This is a genomic window from Brachybacterium sp. AOP29-B2-41, from assembly GCF_052378395.1.
Lineage (GTDB): Bacteria > Actinomycetota > Actinomycetes > Actinomycetales > Dermabacteraceae > Brachybacterium.
The window spans coordinates 24135-40438 of sequence record NZ_JBQSXR010000011.1 but is presented as its reverse complement, the minus strand read 5'-3'; the positions used below and the strand labels follow the sequence as shown (position 1 = coordinate 40438).

The following is a 16304-nucleotide window of genomic DNA, read 5'->3' as shown; positions in this document are numbered from 1 at the left end:
CGGAACCGCGACGCTTCTCTAGACTCACTCCATGAGCGCCTTCGAGGATTTCGTGCTGCTGGAACCGCGCGAGGTGCCGCTCGGCGGCCCCCGCGGGATGACCGTGCACCGTACCCTGCCCGCCCGGGCGACGTCGCTCATCGGGGCCTGGTGCTTCGTGGACCACTTCGGGCCCGACGACGTCTCCGCCGGTGGGGGCATGCAGGTCGCCCGCCACCCGCACACCGGCCTCGCGACCGTGTCCTGGCTGTTCGACGGCGCGATCACCCACCGCGACTCGATCGGCAGCCACGCCCTCGTGCGCCCCGGGGACGTGGACATGATGGTCGCCGGCTCCGGCATCACCCACTCGGAGTTCTCCGCCCTGGACACGACGATCCTGCACGGCGTCCAGCTCTGGTACGCGCTCCCGGACCGCACCCGCTTCGGCGCGCAGCGCTTCGAGGTCTCCACCCCACCTGTGATCGGGAACGACGATGCCCGCGCCCGAGTGGGCCTGGGGAGCTTCCGCGGCGAGCTCGAGGACGGCACCGTGCTCGAGGACCGCAGCGCGACCGAGACCGACACTCCGCTGAGCATGGTCCAGCTCGATCTGCGCGCCGGCAGCACCCTGCGCATCGCGCTGGACCCCGGCCACGAGTACGGCCTGCTCGTGGACCGCGGCGCCGCGCAGCTCACCGCCGTCGGACCCACCACGGACGCCGAAGCTGGCAGCGCCGCACGACCCGCCGTCGACGGGGCACCCACCGCCGAGGTGCCGCACACCGTGGACCGGAGCGCCCGCGCCGCCGAACGCGAGCTGCTGGTGCTGCCCGACGGTGCCACCGTGCTCGAGATCCGGGCCGAGGAGGGGGAGGACCTTCGCGCGATGCTGCTCGGCGGCGAACCGCTCGGCGAGGACATCCTCATGTGGTGGAACTTCGTGGGCCGCAGCCATGAGGAGATCGTGGAGTTCAGGGCCCGCTATCAGGCGGAGATCGGTGCGGAGGGTACGCTCGCCGAGGCCCCGATCCACCCGGAGGCCCGCTCGTGGGGCGGCCTGTCGGCCGATGCCGAGCAGTTCGGCCCCTTCGCCCCGCACACCCCCGCGGCATTGCCCGCTCCCGCACTCCCCAACGGCCGGCTGCGCTCGCGCGGCCGCGTCGGCATTCCGAAGGACTGAACCCCGTGCCCCAGAACCCCGCAGCAGACCCCTCCGACGCAGATCCCTTCGCCTCAGATCCCTTCGAGGGGGATCTCTTCGCTGACGAAGCCGTCGACGCACCTCCGGTTGCGCCTGCGCCTCAGGGCCCGGACCAGACCGACCGCGTGATCATCGCCGCGGCCGAGGAGCTCGGTGCCGGCTGCCCGTGCGACCTGGTCGTGGTCGACGACGCGACCGGCGAGCTCACCGCGTTCGCCCTCGCCTCCGTCGCCGAGCACCCGGATGCCGTGGTGCTCAGCTGGACCTCCTCCCTCCCGCTCGCCGCGACGTTGCGAGAGCGCTTCGCCACGCAGATCGAGGCCGGTCGCCTGCGGGTCCCTGCAGGCCCCGAGACGATCCCGCTCGAGCAGGCGGCCGCGGAGGTCGAGGGGCACCTGCGGGTGCTCATGCGGCTGCCCAAGGCCGTCCACGCCCTCGAGGACCGCGCCCGGCGACTCGCCGCGGCGGTCCGGTCCGGCGGTCAGGACGGTCTGGAGATCATCGCGGGCGGCCGCGTGAAGCACATGACCCGGGCTCAGAACGACGCGCTCGCGACGGTCTTCTCCGAGGTTCGTGCGAGCCGCGGCATCGGCAAGTCACGCGCCCTCATCGCGACCGGTCTGCGGGAGTCCGCCGCGGCCCCGGCTGCGGCCGAGAGCTCCGCGCGGGTCACGGTGCGCGGACAGCAGCGCACGATCGCGCTGCGCGGCATCGGCACAGTCTTCGGCGGAGCTTCGGCCGACGCCGGCAGCCGTCTGCTGCTGGACACCCTCGACCGAGCCCTGGCCGCAGGGAAGCTCACCGCACCCGACGCCCCGCTCACCACCGCCGCGGACCTCGGCTGCGGCAACGGTCTCATGACCGCCTACCTCGCGGCGGCCCTGCCCGAGGCGAACGTGCTGGGCAGCGACGCGGACGCAGACGCCGTCAGCTCCGCCCGCGCGACCCTCGCCGCAAGCGGCCTCGAACGGGACGGCGTCGAGGTGAGCTGGGACGACGCGCTCTCACGAGTCGCCGATGCGAGCCTGGACCTGGTGCTGCTGAACCCGCCCTTCCACGACGGCACCTCTGTCGACGCGACCCTTGTGCAGGGGCTGCTCGACACCGCCGCGCGCGTGCTGCGCCCCGGCGGTCAGCTGTGGTTCGTGCACAACTCCTACCTGCGCTACCGCACCGAGGTGGAGCGCCGGGTCGGTGCCGTGCAGCAGCGCGCCCGCGACCGCCGCTTCACCGTGCTCAGCGCCACCCGCTGACCCGTCCGCTCCCGCCCTGAGACGCCACTCCAGCGGAGCGACGTGAAAAGCCCCGTCACCTGGGCGCAACTAAAAATCCCCGTCAGCGGGGCAAAGTAGGGCGATAGCCTGCGCTATTTCCCCCACTTTGCCCCGCTCACGGGGCTGGGACCGCTGGCGGGGCTGGTCAGCTCACCATGCTGCGCAGCACCGAGGTGAACATCGCCAGGCCGTCGGTGCCGGAGCGGGTGCCCTCGCCGGGCTGGTCCGGGCCGAAGCCGGTCTCGACCGCGTGCTCAGGGTGCGGCATCAGGCCCACGACGTTGCCTGCGGCGTTGGTGATTCCGGCGATGTCATGGCGGGAGCCGTTGGGGTTCGCCTCGAAACCGGCCGGGCCGTGGGTGGCGCCAGCGGCGTAGCGGAACACGATCCGGCCCTCGTCCTCGAGCTCGGCGAGGGTGCGCTCATCGGCGACGTACTGGCCATCCTGGTTCTTCAGCGGAATGCGGTTGACCTGGCCCTTCTCGTAGCCGGAGGTCCAGGCCGTGCTCGTGTTCTCGACCGTCAGCGGTTGGTCGCGGCAGAGGAACGCACGGTGCGCATTCTTGATCATCGCGCCGGGCAGCAGATGCGTCTCGCAGAGGATCTGGAAGCCGTTGCAGATGCCGAGCACCGGCATCCCGCCCTTGGCGGCGTCGGCGACCTTCTCCATCACCGGGGCGAAGCGGCTGATCGCGCCGGCGCGCAGGTAGTCGCCGTACGAGAAGCCGCCGGGGAGCACGATCGCTTCGACGTCCTGGAGAGAGTCCTCGCCGTGCCAGAGAGCGACCGGCTCGGCCCCTCCGATCCGCACGGCGCGCAGCGCATCCCGGTCATCCAGCGTGCCCGGGAAGGTCACCACACCGATGCGCATCAGGCCTGCGCCCCGTCGGCCTCGTCCTCGACGTCGATCGAGACGACGTCCTCGATGACGGGGTTGGACAGCAGGGTGGTGGCGGCCTCGCGGAGGGAGGCGAGCACCTGGTCGGTGATCTCACCTTCGACCTCGAGCTCGAAGCGCTTGCCCTGGCGCACCGAGGCGATGCCCTCGAAACCGAGTCGCGGCAGTGCGGCGGCGACGGCCTTGCCCTGCGGGTCGAGGATCTCCGGCTTCGGCATGACGTGGACCACGACACGTGGCATGGGGACTCTCCTGGGGGACGACGGCCGCGATGGGGCGGGCCGGGCGGGTGGATCTGCAGTGCGGGTGAGCGGTCGGCACGGGGTCGGCCGACGGGTCGGGCCCGACGAGGACATCGTACCGAGCCGGAGCCGATCGGCGGGGGCCTGCCCACCGTGGGAACGACCTCCCGGTCGCCTCGGTTCAGAGCAGGCCACGTTCGAGGGCCAGGGTCACGGCCCGCGTCCGGTCGTCCACCCCGAGCTTCGTGAAGATCCGCAGCAGATGGGACTTCACCGTCGACGCCGCGATCGAGAGCCGCTGTCCGATCTCCGCGTTCGACCTGCCGGTCGCGACCAGGCGCAGCACGTCGAGCTCACGGGCGGTGAGGGCCTCGGGCCGCGGTGCGCGCAGCGAGGAGGCGATCGCGGCGGTGGCGACGGGGGCGAGGGTGGTGCGGCCGGTCGCGGCGCTCGCCGCCGCCTCGAGCAGCTGCGGCGCAGGGGTGTCCTTGAGCAGGTAGCCGGTCGCTCCCGCCTCGATCGCTCGCAGGATCAGTGCGTCGGTGTCGTAGGTGGTCAGGACCAGCACGGGGACCGGAGACGCGGAGCTGCTGAGCAGGCGCGTGGCCTCGACCCCGTCGGTGCCGGGCATCCGCAGGTCCATGAGCACCACGTCGGGGCCCCGGCCGTCGCGCTGGAGGCGCTCGACGGCGTCGACCGCCTCCTGGCCGGTGCCGGCCTCGGCCACCACCTCGTGCCCGGCGGACTCGAGCACGGCCCGCACCCCGGAGCGGAAGATCGGGTGGTCATCGGCCAGGACCACGCGCAGGGATTCACTCGGCATCGGGCTCGGCATCGGGCACCTCCGGGGTGGTCGCGGTGACGGGCAGGACGGCCCACAGCGTGGTGCCCGCGCCGCGGGAGGAGACCAGGTGCAGCACCCCGCCCTCGGCTTCTAGCCGGGAGCGCGTCCCCACCAGGCCGTAGCCCGCGGTGGGCAGGTCCACATCGAAGCCGGCGCCGTCGTCGGAGACCTCGAGCAGCGCGTCCCCCTCCTCGCGGGTCAGGCGGATCCGCACGGAGCCCGCGCCGGCATGCCGCTCGATGTTGCGCAGCGCCTCCTGGAGGGTGCGCAGCAGCACCACCTCGGTGCGGGTCGCGACCGAGGACCAGCCGGAGGAGTCCACCGTGGTGCGTACGCCGGTGCGCTGCTCGAGGTCCGCGGCCAGACGGTCCAGGGCCGCACCGAGGTCGAGGGGCGCCTGGGTGCGGGCGATCAGCGCGCGGGACTCGGCGAGGCCCTCCCGGGAGATCTCCTCGATCTGGGCCAGCAGCGGCACGGGAGTGCTGTCGGTCCCGCCCACCCCGCCAGCCCCGTCGGAGCCGCTGGTGTGCCGGGCGGCCTGGGAGAGCATCGTGATCGAGGTGAAGGACTGGGCGAGGGTGTCGTGGATCTCGGCGGCGAGCCGGCCCGCCTCCTCGTCGACCCCGCGCTGATGCTCGAGGACGAGCAGCGCGGAGCGGGTCCGCTCCAGGCTCCGCACGGAGTCGGCGAGCTCCTCGGCCAGCTCCCGGCGTTCGTGGGAGAGGGTCTCGATCTGCCAGATCCAGGTCGCCATCAGCACGGAGAACAGGGCGCTGCCCAGCCCGGTCGCGAGCGCCACCGCCACCCCGGCCGAGCCGCTCTCGAGCCCCCGCGGCAACAGCACCAGGACGACCCCGCCCGCGAGCAGCAGCGTCGCGGCCAGCCCCGCGCGGTAGGTGGAATGCAGCACCCACATCAGCATGAACGCGGCGAAGAGGTGCAGGCCCACGTTCGAGACCCCCAACAGGGCCACGGCGATCCCGCCGAGCACGATCGTGCCCACCACGCCGGCACCGGGCAGGCTGCGCAGCACTACCGCCCAGTGCGTGGCGGCGTAGGCGGCGAGCCAGAACGAGACCAGCAGGGCCGTGAGCGGCCCGGGGGAGATCACCAGTCCCAGCAGCGCGGTCCCGGCGACGATCAGGTGGAGGGGCCAGTTGGTGGCCCAGCTCCGCGGCACGCCGTCCAGGGTGCAGAGGTTCCCGCCGGCGATCAGCGTGCGACGCTCAGCCTGCGTCACGAGGACTCCACCGGAACGTGGTCCTCGCCAGCACCAGCATGACGATCAGCCATGAGCTCAACACTAGTGCCGCGAGCACCGGGATCGACAGGTCGTCCAGGCCGAAGGGGGCGATCTCGATCTGCTCCCCGAACTCCTCCGGGAGCAGCGAGAGGCGCAGACCGCGCGCGATCCATGCCTGGGGGAAGACGTAACCCAGGTCCTGCAGCCAGGTGGGCAGCTCCGACATCGGGATGTAGCTGCCGGAGAAGAAGCTGAGCACCACCGTGATGGGGGCGGAGGCGGCGATCGCGGCCCGGCCCGAGGGCAGCGCCGAGGCGAAGGCGACCCCGGCGGCGGTGGTCGCGGCCGTGCCCAGCAGCAGCACCCAGGCGAAGGTGAACATCTGGTGGGGCATCGGCACGTCGAAGGCGAATCGCGCGACGACCAGCAGCAGGGCTGTTTGCAGGGTGGTGTTGAGGGCCACGAGAACCACCTTGGAGATCAGGTAGGCGCTGCGAGGCATGGGGCTCACCACGAGGCGCCGCAGGGTGCGGTCATCGCGCTCGGTCGCGATGATCTCCGCGGTGGACTGGAAGCCCGAGGTCATCACCGCCGCGGCGATCATCCCGGCGAGGTAGTAGGTGGAGGCCGCGACCTCGGTGCCGTCCTGCAGCGTCCAGGCCTGGTCGAAGATCGTCGCGAAGATCGCGAACAGCACGATCGGGAAGGCGAAGCCGAAGATCACCTGGAGCGGCTCGCGGTAGAACTGCAGCAGCTCGACGCGGGTGCGCACGCCGACGGCGCGCAGCAGGGAGGGGGCGCGGCGGGAGGCGGCCGACGTCGGGGCGGCAGGATGCAGGGTGGGAGCGGTGGTGGCGCTCATCGGGGTCCCTCCGAGACGAGGCCGAGGTAGATCTCCTCGAGGGACGGGCGGCGCACCTCGAGATCGGGCAGGGAGGGATGGGCGGCCAGCAGCTCGCGCAGCAGCGGATCGGGGTCCTCGACCACGCGCGCCTGCGGCCCGTCGGGGCCGGTCCAGGTGACCGTGGAGCTGGTGCCGTGGGCCCGACGGATCTCGGCGACGGTGCCCTCGGCAACGATCCGCCCGGCACGCAGCACGGCGGCGCGGTCGGCCAGGAACTCGACCTCATCGAGGTAGTGGCTGGTCAGGACGATGGTGGTGCCGAGCCTGCGCAGCTCCCGGATCAGCTCCCAGAACTCGCGCCGCGCGGCCGGGTCGAAGCCGGTGGTGGGCTCGTCGAGGAACAGCAGCTCCGGCCGGGAGACGATCCCGGTGGCCACGTCGAGGCGTCGGCGCTGCCCGCCGGAGAGGCTCGCGATGCGAGCGCCGGCCTTCTCCGCGAGGCCGGTCGCCTCGAGCAGCTCGGGGACGTCCCACGGGTCCTCGCAGTAGGCCGCGTACTGGGAGACCATCTCCCGCACCGTGAGCGAGGCGCGCTCGCTGCCGCTCTGGGCGACGATCCCCACCCGGTTGCGGTCCCGGCTGCCGAGCGCCGTCGGGTCCAGGCCCAGCAGGTCGATCGTGCCGGACTCGCGGTGTCGCAGCCCCGTGCACATCTCGAGGGTGGTGGTCTTACCGGCGCCGTTGGGGCCGAGCAGCCCGAAGATCGTGCCCCGGGTGACACGGAATGACACATCGTCGACGACGCGGCGGCCGCTGTAGGACTTCACGAGGTGGGAGACGGCGAGGGCGGGCGGAGGGTCTGCGGCGGGTGCCGGGGTCGGGGCGGTCCGTGTGCTGGTCATGGCTCGAGTCTGGGAGCGCGGCGATGCAGTCGGTACCACCGAGTAGCCACGATCGCCTCCACCGATCGGTGGAGGCGAGCACGCGCCGGGGGGCCGCCCCCTGTGCAGACGGTGCCGGCGGCGATAGGTTCGAGGGACCGTCGCACCCATTCCCAGGAGGAACCGATGAAGATCCGCCACCTCGTCCACTCGTGCTTGCTGGTGGAGACCGGCGGGCGTCGACTGCTGATCGATCCCGGCGGCTTCAGCGGCGAGGCCGTGCGCGGCCTCGGCGCCGCGGTGCTGACAGGGATCGACGCCGTGCTCCTGACCCATCAGCACCCCGATCACGTGGACCGCACCCTGCTGGACGAGGTGCTTCGCCTGGCGACCACCGCCGAGGTGATCGCGGAGCCCGAGACCGCGCAGCAGCTGCGGGAGGCGGTCGACGGCGCCGCTGCGGTGCGCCCCGAGCAGCTGCGTCCGCTCGCCGCCGGGGACGCGCACGTGCTTGCCGCGGTCCCGGGCCACGGCTCGTTGCGGATCGAGGCTGTCGGCGGCCGGCACGCGATCATCCACCCGGACATTCCGCGGGTCGGCAATTCGGGTCTCGTGATCTCCGCGGGGGACGGCCCCCGGCTCGGCGTGACCGGAGATTCCCTCGAGCCGCTGCCGGAGTTCCACGGCATCGACGTGCTCGCCTTCGCCGTCGTCGCCCCCTGGTCGAAAGTGTCCGAGACCGTCGACTTCCTCCGCGCCGTCGGCCCGACGCTGGCCCTGCCCGTGCATGAGGCGATTGCGAGCGACGTGGGCCGACCGATCTATCGGCGCCAGGCCACTGCCCTCGCTCCCGAGGGCACGGAGGTGCGTGACTGGCCGGTCGACGGGGTCATCGAGCTCCCCGGGAGCTGAACGCGCCATGAGCGCCGAAAGGAACAGGAACCGGTCCGAGGACCGGCGGGACCCCGCGGACCGAGCAGGGACCGGCGACGGTGCCTCCCGCGCGATGCATGCGGTGCCCCGGGAGCACTTCCTGCCCCCGGAGCTGCGGGACCGTGCCGGCGTGGATTCCCCGCTGCCGATCGGAGTGGGCCAGACCAACTCCCAACCCAGCACGGTGCTGGACATGCTCCGCCTGCTCGATGTGCGTGAGGGGCAGCACGTGCTCGACGTCGGTGCCGGTTCCGGCTGGACCACGGCGCTGCTCGCCCACCTCGTCGGACCCTCCGGGAGCGTGGTGGGTGTGGAGCGGCAGGTGAGCCTGCTGGCACCTGCCCGTGCCGCGCTCGCCGGGACCGTCGGCCGCGAGGACGGCCGCGCGGAGATCCACGAAGCCCTCCCCGGGGTGCTGGGGGCGCCGGCGGACGGACCTTTCGACCGGATCCTGGTCTCCGCCGCCGCCCGGTCCAGCCACTGGTTCGTGGACCGCCGCGCTCCAGGGACGCCGGATCGGGGTACGGTGCTTCCGTGCACGGGAGTCCGGTAGGCCGGGCTGAGAGGGAGTTCTCGAACTCCGACCGTAGAACCTGATCCGGATCATGCCGGCGCAGGAAGCTCCGCCAGGCGATCGTCGCTGCGCGTCCGTGCCCTCGTGAAAGGCACGGATCGTGAGCATCACTCCCGTCGGCACCCCCGCCACCCTCCCGGGCACCGCCCCGGATCCCACCGAGACCCCGCTCGGCTTCGGCGTCGGCGCCAGGGTCACCGCAGCCGTCATGACCGATGACTACGCCCGAGTGCTCGTCGGCATCCTGTCCCGGCTCGACCTCACCGGCCTGGTGCGCGAGACGGGGGACGTCTCCACCTATCTCGGCGGCCACGAAGCCCACCTGCAGCGGTATCTCATCGACCTCGCAGACGACCTCGCCCGCACCGAGCACCACGCCACCCTCTCCGTGACCCTCTCGCGCGGCTGCCCGGGAGAGGTGACCTGCGAGCTTCCCGGTGGCGCCGGCCCGCGCGACGTCGGGATCACCGAGCCCCGTCGCACCGGCCGTTTCGCTTCCGCGGAGTGGGCGCTGTACCCGCTGGCGGACCAGGTCGCCGCCGACGGCACCGCGCCGGACCACATGCGCGACATCTACGCCGCGATCGACCGCGCCCGGGAGCTGGGCACCTTCCGCGGCTCCGAGCATTTCGTCACCCGCCTCGAGGGCGACATCGGCGAGGTGATCGCGACTGCCGTCGCCGGCTGGTTGCAGGTGGGTCGCAGCGTGCAGCACGTCACCAGCCATCTCACCCTCTCCCTGAACAGCCCCTCCCACGAGGTGCGCGAGCTCGGCGAGGAGACGCGATGACCCGCGCACAGACTCCGGCAGAGACCCCCTCCCGGGCTCCCGGCCAGACTCCCTCGCAGGCCTCTGATCTGGCCGCTCGTGCCGCCCGGCGTCCGAGGCTCTCCCTGCGCGAGATCGTGCTGGTGGTGGTGCTCGGTGTCGTGTTCGGCTTCCTGTACTGGGTGTTCGTCCAGGCCTGGAACGGGCTCGCGATCGCGATGGGCCCCGCCGGGGACCTCGCCCAGCACGTCCTGTTCGGCTCCTGGCTATTGGTGGGACCGGTGGCGCTGGCGATCCTGCGCCGCCCTGGCGTGGGCATCCTCGCCGAGATGCTCGCCGCGATCATCGAGGTCGTCTTCCTCGGCAGCCCCGTCGGCCCGATGCTGGTGCTCGCCGCCGCGCTGCAGGGCATCGGCAGCGAGCTGCCCTTCGCCCTGACCCGCTACCGCCGGTTCGGTTGGGGAGTGTTCGCCGCCTCGGGCGCCTTCGGTGCGGGCCTGGTGTTCTTCTGGACCGCCTACCGGATGGGCTGGTACGGCCAGGACCTGCTCGCGCTGCGGCTCGGGATGCAGGTGCTCTCCGGGATCGTGCTCGGCGGTCTGCTCGCCAGGGTGATCGTCCGCGCCCTGGAGCGCACCGGCGTGCTCGCGAACTTCGCGATCGGTGCCGCCGCGCAGGGCGACGACGGCATCCCGGCACGTCGTGTCCGCTGAGGCCGCAGCGGCCGCCGAGGTCACCGCGCCGGGCGAGAGGGAGGCGGCGGCCCCCGGGCAGTCGGGGACGGTGGTCGAGGCACGGGAGCTCGAGGTGGTCCTGCCCTCGGGGGACGGCGTCGGCCCCTGGACCGGGAGCATCCGGGCCGGGGAGCAGGTGCTCCTGCTGGGCCCCAGCGGCTGTGGCAAATCGACGCTGCTGCGCGCGCTCGCCGGCGCGCTCCCCTCCCACCAGCGCGGCCGGGTCACCGGCACCCTGCGGGTGGGCGGCATCGACCCGATCGCCGAGGGGGTCCTGGCCACCGCGGGGACCGTCGGATTCCTCGGTCAGGATCCGACCGACGGGGTGTGCCTCCCGCGGGTCGCCGATGACGTCGCCCTCCCGCTCGAGAGCCGCAGCGTGCCGCCCGCGCAGATCGGGAAGCGCGTGCGCGAAGCTCTCGCAGACGCGGGCATCGAGACGCTCGCCGACCGCCCGGCCGCGACGCTCTCGGGCGGACAGCTGCAGCGTGCGGGCCTCGCCGCGGCGCTCGTCGCCCGGCCGCGCCTGCTGCTGCTGGACGAGCCCACCGCGATGCTCGATGCCGAGGGCGTGCGCGCTGTGCGCGACGGCGTCGAGCGGGCTGCGCGCGAGGGCGGAGTGGCAACGATCCTCGTGGAGCACCGCCTCGACGACTGGGCGGGGGAGTCGGGCCTGGCCGGACTTCCGGCACGGACCATCGCGCTCGACGCCTCCGGGCAGGTGCTCGCCGACGGGCCGACGACTGTGGTGCTCACCCGTCACGGCGCCGCGCTGCGCGAGGCGGGGTGCTGGCTGCCCGGGGAGGTCGAGGAGACGCTGAGCTCCGAGAGGGGGTCCGGGGAGGTGGCTCCGTCCCCAGGCCCGGAGGCCACGCCGGATCCGCTGCTCACCGTGCGGGGCGCCGAGCTCGGCCACGGCGACCGCACCGTGCTGCGCGAGGTCGAGCTCACCGTGAATGCGGGGCGTCTGCTCGCCGTCGTGGGCCGTAACGGCGCCGGGAAGTCCACGCTGCTCGGCGCGCTCTCCCGCCTGGACCTCCCGCAGGCGGGCACCGTCGACGGTGCGGCGGCTGGGCTCGTGTTCCAGCGACCCGAGGCGCAGTTCGTGGCCGACACCGTGCAGGCGGAGCTCGCCGCGTCCGGGGCCGGGCACGAGCAGGTCGAGGAGATGCTCGCCCGGCTGCGCCTGCAGGCGCAGCGGGACGCCAGTCCCTTCAGCCTCTCCGGCGGTCAGCAGCGCCGGCTCTCGATCGGCGCGATGCTGCTGACCCAGCGCCCCGTGCTGCTCGTGGACGAACCCGGCTACGGCCTCGATCGTGTCGCTCAGCAGACCGTCCTCTCGCTGCTGCGGGAGGCGGCCGGGACCGGTCGCGGCGTGGTGATGACCACCCATGACCTGCGCACCGTCCGCGCGGCCGATGCGGTCGCGGTGATCGCCGACGGCCGGCTGCTCGGACCGATGTCACCGCAGACGCTGCTGCGGGACCGCGGCCTGCTGCAGCGCGCGGGGCTCGTGGCGGCACCGCTGGTCCCGGGGGCGGCGCCGGCGGTGAAGCCGCCCGTGGCGAGGGCCCGTGCGGCCGACGAGCCCGCCCGCCCACGGGACGCATCCGGATGGCTCTCGCGCCGTAACCCGACCGTGCTGCTCGGCCTGCTGACCGCGCTCAGCATCGTCTGCATCCTGCTGACCGACCCGCTGCCGCTGGTGCTGCTGTACCTGCTGCTCTCGGCGGGGACGATGATCGGCTGCCGGCTCGGACCGCTCAGGCTGCTGCGGGCCCAGCTGCCGTTCATGGTGTTCGCCAGTGGCGTGCTGATGGTCAACGTGCTCGGCCGGCCCGGGCATGAACCGTGGCCGGAGCTGCCGATCCGAGTCACGGAGGAAGGGATCGTGCTGGGCACCGCCCTGGCCCTCCGGGCACTGGTGATCGGCCTCGGCGCCCTCACCGTCACCCGCGCCGCCGATCCGCGGCGCACGATGGTGAGCCTCCAGCAGCACGCTCACCTGCCACCCCGGTACACCTACGCGCTGCTGGCGGGACGGAGACTGCTCGAGGATCTGCCGCGCCGCTGGGAGACCCTCACCCGTGCGCACCGGGTCCGTCTGCCGCTCACCGCCGAGGGTGCGGTGGCGCGATTGCGCGCCCGTCACCTGCTGCGCTGCGCCTTCGCGCTGCTGGTCGATGCGGTGCGCAGCGCCGAGAGGCTCGCCTTCGCGCTCGAGTCGCGCGGGCTCGGCGACGGCCCCCGCACCCTGTGGCGCCCGGTGCCGCTCACCGTCGCCGATGCGCTGCTGGCGCTCGGCGTCGCCCTGGTGGTCGCCGCGGTGCTCGTCCTGTCCTGAACGGTTCCCCCTGAAGTGCTTCGAGGCGGCAGCTGCCACCTCGAAGCACTTCAGCTGAGGTCGGGGACTCTGCGGCGTCCGCTCAGAAGCCCCTTCCGGTCAGGCGCTCGTACGCCTCGACATACCGCGCGCGGGTCTGCTCGACCACCTCGGCGGGCAGAGCGGGCGGGGGGAGGTCCGAACCCTTGGACCAGCCGGAAGCGGGAGAGGTCAGCCAATCCCGCACGAACTGCTTGTCCAGGCTGGGAGGGGTGCGGCCCGGGGTGTACGTGTCCGCGGACCAGAACCGGCTGGAGTCGGGGGTGAGCACCTCGTCGCCGAGCATCAGCGTGCCATCGACCCGGGAATGCCCGAACTCGAGCTTGGTGTCGGCCAGGATGATGCCCTGCTCAGCGGCGATCCGGCGGGCCCGCTCGAAGACCGCGAGCGTGAGCGACTCGAGCTCGGTGGTGAGCTCATCGCCCAGCCGCTCCCGCGCCTGGGCGACGGTGATGTTCTCGTCGTGCTCGCCGGCCTCCGCCTTGGTGGAGGGGGTGAAGATCGCCGGCTCCAGGCGAGAGGCCTCGACCAGGCCGGCCGGCAGCACGTGCCCGCCCACCGATCCGCCGGCCCGGTAGTCGGCCAGGCCGGAGCCGGTGAGATGCCCTCGCGCGATGCACTCCAGCTCCACCATGTCCAGGCCCCGGCAGCGCACCGCGCGGCCAGCGACGGCCTCGGGCACATCGGTTCCGGAGAGCACATGGTGGGGGACGATGTCCGCCAGCTGCTCGAACCAGAACAGGCTGATGCCGGTCAGCAGTCGGCCCTTGTCAGGGATGCCCGGCTGCAGCGAATGGTCGTAGGCGCTGATGCGGTCCGTCGCGACCACCAGCACCTGGTCGGCGGTAGACGGGTCCTGGCCCTCCGGCACGTACAGCTCACGGACCTTGCCGGAGACCACGTGGTCCCAGCCCGGCAGCTGCGGGGCCTCGATCAGCGGGGTGGCGTCGACGCTCATGCGCGATCCTCCGTCACGGTGTCGGTGTCGGTGTCGGTGTCGGTGTCGGTGTCGGTGTCGGTGTCGGTGTCGCTGTGCGCTCCGGCGTCTGCCGCAGCCCGGCGGGCGATGTCGGTGCGGTGGTGGCTGCCCTCCAGGCCGATCGCCTCGGCGCCGGTCAGCGCGAGCGCGCGGGCCGCCTCGAGGTCCTCACCGGTGGCGACCACCGAGAGCACTCGACCGCCGGCGCTGACCAGGTTGCCGTCCACCATGCCGGTGCCGGCATGGATGACATGGGTGCCGAGCGCCTCCGCAGCGTCGATTCCGGAGATCGGGTCTCCCGTGCGCACCGTCGCCGGGTAGCCGGCGCTGGCGAGCACCACGGTCACGGCGCTGTCCTGGCTCCAGGTCAGCTCCGTGTCCTCGGCCAGTTCGCCGCGGGCGGCGGCAAGCAGCAGCGGGGCCAGCGGCGAGGTGAGCCGCTCGAGCACCACCTGGGTCTCCGGATCGCCGAAGCGGGCGTTGAACTCGATCACCCGCAGTCCGCGCGAGGTCAGTGCGAGCCCGCAGTACAGGACCCCCACGAAGGGGATGCCGCGGGCGGCGAGCTCGGCGATCGTGGGCTGGGCGACGGCGCGCAGCACCTCGTCGACCAGGCCCTCCGGCGCCCACGGCAAGGGGGAGTAGGCGCCCATTCCACCCGTGTTCGGACCCTCGTCGTCATCCAGTGCGCGCTTGAAGTCCTGGGCCGGCGCCAGCGGCACCACGCGGGTGCCGTCGCTCACGCAGAACAGGGACACCTCGGGGCCGTCGAGGAACTCCTCGAGCACCACTGAACCGCCGGCTGCCAGCACCGCCTCGGCGTGCGCCACTGCGGCCTGCCGGTCCTTTGTGACCACGACGCCCTTGCCGGCCGCGAGACCGTCGGCCTTGACCACGAAGGGCACATCTTGCAGCGGGTTGACCCGGTCCAGCCCGGCCTCCAGCTGGGACAGGGCGCTGACCGTGACCGAGGCGGAAGTCGGCACGCCAGCGGCGGCCATGATCTCTTTCGCCCAGGACTTGGAGCCCTCGAGGTGGGCGGCGGCAGCGGACGGTCCGAAGACAGTGAGCCCCGCCTCCCGCAGGTGATCCGCGGCGCCGGCGACCAGCGGTGCCTCAGGGCCGATCACCACCAGGTCGGGCTGCAGTTCTTCGGCGAGGCTGACCTGGGCATCGAGGTCGGTCACCGGGACGTCGTGACAGGTGGCGAGCTGCGCGATGCCGGGGTTGCCGGGCGCGGCGTGCAGCTCGGGGGTGGGGGTATCTGAGGCGAGCCGGCGGAGGATCGCGTGTTCGCGGCCGCCGCTGCCGATGATGAGGATCTTCACGCGGGCAGGGTACCCAGACTCGGACGACCGTCGGAGAAGTGCCCGCAGAGCGGCCCTCCCGGGTCGGCGTGGAGCGCGACTCCGGGCGCTGCCCCGGTGCTGTGCAGGCGCTGCGCGGGCAGTACTACTGCGCCGCACCGGTGCTGCGCGATTACGATCGAGCCCATGCCCGCCGAGCTCCAGCACCCCGATCCCGCCGTGACCGACGCCGGCGCGCTGCCCCGCGCCCGCGCCGTCACCCGGTTGCGCCTGGACCTCTCCTATGACGGCACCGACTTCCATGGCTGGGCCGCCCAGCCCGGCCAGCGCACCGTTCAGGGGGAGCTCGAACAGGCGCTCGGCCGGATCGCCAGAGTCCCGGCACGGGTGACCGTCGCCGGGCGCACCGACGCCGGGGTCCACGCCCGGGGGCAGGTCTGTCATCTCGAACTGCCCGATGACGTGCTGGCCACCCTGCCCGGGCGCTCGCCCCGCAGCCCCGCTGAAGCGCTGGTCACCCGGCTTGCAGGCGTGCTGCCCGACGACGTGGTGGTCCATGTCGCACGGGTGGTGCCGGGCGACTTCGATGCCCGCTTCGGCGCGCTGTGGCGACGCTACCGATACCGGATCTCCGATGGGCCCGCCGCCCATGACCCGCTGCGTCGGGACGTGCTGCGTCACCGTCGGCCCCTGGACGTCGAGGCGATGGCGCGGGCGAGCGCCCCGCTGCTCGGCGAGCATGACTTCCTCTCCTTCTGCCGCCCCCGCGAAGGGGCGACGACCATCCGCGAACTGCGCGAGATGACCTGGGAGCGACCGGAGGAGGGGCGTGCAGATGCGGGGCTGATCGTCGCGACCGTGGTCGCCGACGCCTTCTGCCATCACATGGTGCGCTCCCTGGTCGGGGCCCTGATCGGGGTGGGGGAGGGCCGACGGGACCTCGACTGGCCGGCGCAGGTGCTCACCGCCCGCACGCGCCAGGCCGCCACCCGCGACGGCGTCGGCGCGGCCCCGCTGTGCCCCCCGCAGGGACTCACCCTGGACCACGTCGCCTACCCTCCCGATGAGGAGCTCGCCGCCTGGGCTGCGCGCACCCGGACGCTGCGCCAGCCGCCGCCCCAGGAGCCACTCCCCGAGGCGGGCCCAGAGGCAGGCTGAGAGCTGGGTCCAGAGCCTGGTGGGGAGCCGGAGCGGGCCTGGGCGGAGAGCCGGGGCA

General features: G+C 73.0%; 16 protein-coding genes and 1 riboswitch. Of the genes, 8 read left to right on the top strand and 8 right to left on the bottom strand.

What is annotated here, in order from left to right; translation table 11 throughout:
- The first annotated feature begins 31 nt into the window (after positions 1-31).
- Both ACT3T9_RS11690 and ACT3T9_RS11685 read left to right on the top strand, forming a co-directional pair.
- A complete protein-coding gene (locus tag ACT3T9_RS11690) occupies positions 32-1162 on the top strand; it encodes a pirin family protein (RefSeq protein WP_442332280.1) in 1131 nt (376 codons plus the stop codon).
- 5 nt (positions 1163-1167) lie between these two features.
- The gene (locus ACT3T9_RS11685; RefSeq protein WP_345077117.1) at positions 1168-2436 is read left to right on the top strand and encodes a class I SAM-dependent methyltransferase; all 1269 of its coding nucleotides are present in this window, start codon (positions 1168-1170) and stop codon (positions 2434-2436) included.
- Positions 2437-2602: 166 nt separating this feature from the next.
- Here ACT3T9_RS11685 and purQ read toward each other — a convergent pair whose 3' ends face one another.
- The 6 genes from purQ to ACT3T9_RS11655 all read right to left on the bottom strand — a co-directional run bounded on the left by purQ (position 2603) and on the right by ACT3T9_RS11655 (position 7430).
- On the bottom strand, positions 2603-3328 hold the full coding sequence (purQ, locus tag ACT3T9_RS11680; protein WP_444606662.1) for a phosphoribosylformylglycinamidine synthase subunit PurQ: 726 nt from the start codon (positions 3326-3328) through the stop codon (positions 2603-2605).
- Positions 3328-3597 (bottom strand): phosphoribosylformylglycinamidine synthase subunit PurS, encoded by a 270-nt coding sequence (gene purS / locus ACT3T9_RS11675; RefSeq protein ID WP_345077123.1) that lies wholly within the window; start codon positions 3595-3597, stop codon positions 3328-3330. The genes purQ and purS overlap by 1 nt, the downstream gene beginning before the upstream one ends.
- Positions 3598-3778: 181 nt before the next feature.
- Positions 3779-4432 (bottom strand): response regulator, encoded by a 654-nt coding sequence (locus tag ACT3T9_RS11670; protein WP_444606661.1) that lies wholly within the window; start codon positions 4430-4432, stop codon positions 3779-3781.
- Complete coding sequence (locus tag ACT3T9_RS11665; RefSeq protein WP_444606660.1) at positions 4410-5681, bottom strand: sensor histidine kinase; 1272 nt, start codon at positions 5679-5681, stop codon at positions 4410-4412. Before ACT3T9_RS11665 ends, ACT3T9_RS11670 begins: the two co-directional genes overlap by 23 nt.
- Positions 5668-6546 (bottom strand): ABC transporter permease, encoded by an 879-nt coding sequence (locus tag ACT3T9_RS11660; protein WP_444606659.1) that lies wholly within the window; start codon positions 6544-6546, stop codon positions 5668-5670. Before ACT3T9_RS11660 ends, ACT3T9_RS11665 begins: the two co-directional genes overlap by 14 nt.
- The gene (locus ACT3T9_RS11655; protein WP_441444930.1) at positions 6543-7430 is read right to left on the bottom strand and encodes an ABC transporter ATP-binding protein; all 888 of its coding nucleotides are present in this window, start codon (positions 7428-7430) and stop codon (positions 6543-6545) included. The genes ACT3T9_RS11660 and ACT3T9_RS11655 overlap by 4 nt, the downstream gene beginning before the upstream one ends.
- A gap of 165 nt (positions 7431-7595) precedes the next feature.
- On the opposite strand from ACT3T9_RS11655, the gene ACT3T9_RS11650 reads away from it, so the two are divergent.
- From ACT3T9_RS11650 to ACT3T9_RS11630, 5 genes are all read left to right on the top strand, one after another.
- The gene (locus ACT3T9_RS11650) at positions 7596-8321 is read left to right on the top strand and encodes an MBL fold metallo-hydrolase (RefSeq protein ID WP_444600808.1); all 726 of its coding nucleotides are present in this window, start codon (positions 7596-7598) and stop codon (positions 8319-8321) included.
- A 7-nt stretch (positions 8322-8328) separates the two neighbouring features.
- Entirely contained in the window at positions 8329-8895 is a 567-nt protein-coding gene (locus tag ACT3T9_RS11645) for a protein-L-isoaspartate O-methyltransferase family protein (RefSeq protein ID WP_444600809.1), read from the top strand.
- Positions 8871-8979: riboswitch (TPP riboswitch) on the top strand. Its footprint overlaps the gene before it by 25 nt.
- Before the next feature lie 37 nt (positions 8980-9016).
- Positions 9017-9706, top strand: a complete 690-nt coding sequence (locus ACT3T9_RS11640) for a YkoF family thiamine/hydroxymethylpyrimidine-binding protein (protein ID WP_345077145.1) — start codon at positions 9017-9019, stop codon at positions 9704-9706.
- Entirely contained in the window at positions 9703-10398 is a 696-nt protein-coding gene (locus tag ACT3T9_RS11635) for an ECF transporter S component (RefSeq protein WP_441444931.1), read from the top strand. The genes ACT3T9_RS11640 and ACT3T9_RS11635 overlap by 4 nt, the downstream gene beginning before the upstream one ends.
- Complete coding sequence (locus ACT3T9_RS11630; RefSeq protein ID WP_441444932.1) at positions 10388-12763, top strand: ATP-binding cassette domain-containing protein; 2376 nt, start codon at positions 10388-10390, stop codon at positions 12761-12763. Before ACT3T9_RS11635 ends, ACT3T9_RS11630 begins: the two co-directional genes overlap by 11 nt.
- Positions 12764-12845: 82 nt before the next feature.
- Here ACT3T9_RS11630 and ACT3T9_RS11625 read toward each other — a convergent pair whose 3' ends face one another.
- Complete coding sequence (locus ACT3T9_RS11625) at positions 12846-13760, bottom strand: phosphoribosylaminoimidazolesuccinocarboxamide synthase (protein WP_441444933.1); 915 nt, start codon at positions 13758-13760, stop codon at positions 12846-12848.
- Positions 13757-15109, bottom strand: a complete 1353-nt coding sequence (gene purD / locus ACT3T9_RS11620; protein WP_444606658.1) for a phosphoribosylamine--glycine ligase — start codon at positions 15107-15109, stop codon at positions 13757-13759. The genes ACT3T9_RS11625 and purD overlap by 4 nt, the downstream gene beginning before the upstream one ends.
- A gap of 165 nt (positions 15110-15274) precedes the next feature.
- Here purD and truA point away from each other — a divergent pair, with 165 nt between their 5' ends.
- Positions 15275-16246 (top strand): tRNA pseudouridine(38-40) synthase TruA, encoded by a 972-nt coding sequence (gene truA, locus ACT3T9_RS11615; protein WP_441444935.1) that lies wholly within the window; start codon positions 15275-15277, stop codon positions 16244-16246.
- Positions 16247-16304: the final 58 nt, after the last annotated feature.

Excerpts from the sequence above, each read along its gene's own strand:
- ACT3T9_RS11690 (WP_442332280.1), top strand. The coding sequence starts at position 32 with ATGAGCGCCTTCGAGGATTTCGTGCTGCTGGAACCGCGCGAGGTGCCG.
- purQ (WP_444606662.1), bottom strand. The coding sequence starts at position 3,328 with ATGCGCATCGGTGTGGTGACCTTCCCGGGCACGCTGGATGACCGGGAT.
- purS (WP_345077123.1), bottom strand. The coding sequence starts at position 3,597 with ATGCCACGTGTCGTGGTCCACGTCATGCCGAAGCCGGAGATCCTCGAC.
- ACT3T9_RS11670 (WP_444606661.1), bottom strand. The coding sequence starts at position 4,432 with ATGCCGAGCCCGATGCCGAGTGAATCCCTGCGCGTGGTCCTGGCCGAT.
- ACT3T9_RS11660 (WP_444606659.1), bottom strand. The coding sequence starts at position 6,546 with ATGAGCGCCACCACCGCTCCCACCCTGCATCCTGCCGCCCCGACGTCG.
- ACT3T9_RS11655 (WP_441444930.1), bottom strand. The coding sequence starts at position 7,430 with ATGACCAGCACACGGACCGCCCCGACCCCGGCACCCGCCGCAGACCCT.
- ACT3T9_RS11650 (WP_444600808.1), top strand. The coding sequence starts at position 7,596 with ATGAAGATCCGCCACCTCGTCCACTCGTGCTTGCTGGTGGAGACCGGC.
- ACT3T9_RS11645 (WP_444600809.1), top strand. The coding sequence starts at position 8,329 with ATGAGCGCCGAAAGGAACAGGAACCGGTCCGAGGACCGGCGGGACCCC.
- ACT3T9_RS11635 (WP_441444931.1), top strand. The coding sequence starts at position 9,703 with ATGACCCGCGCACAGACTCCGGCAGAGACCCCCTCCCGGGCTCCCGGC.
- ACT3T9_RS11625 (WP_441444933.1), bottom strand. The coding sequence starts at position 13,760 with ATGAGCGTCGACGCCACCCCGCTGATCGAGGCCCCGCAGCTGCCGGGC.
- truA (WP_441444935.1), top strand. The coding sequence starts at position 15,275 with ATGCCCGCCGAGCTCCAGCACCCCGATCCCGCCGTGACCGACGCCGGC.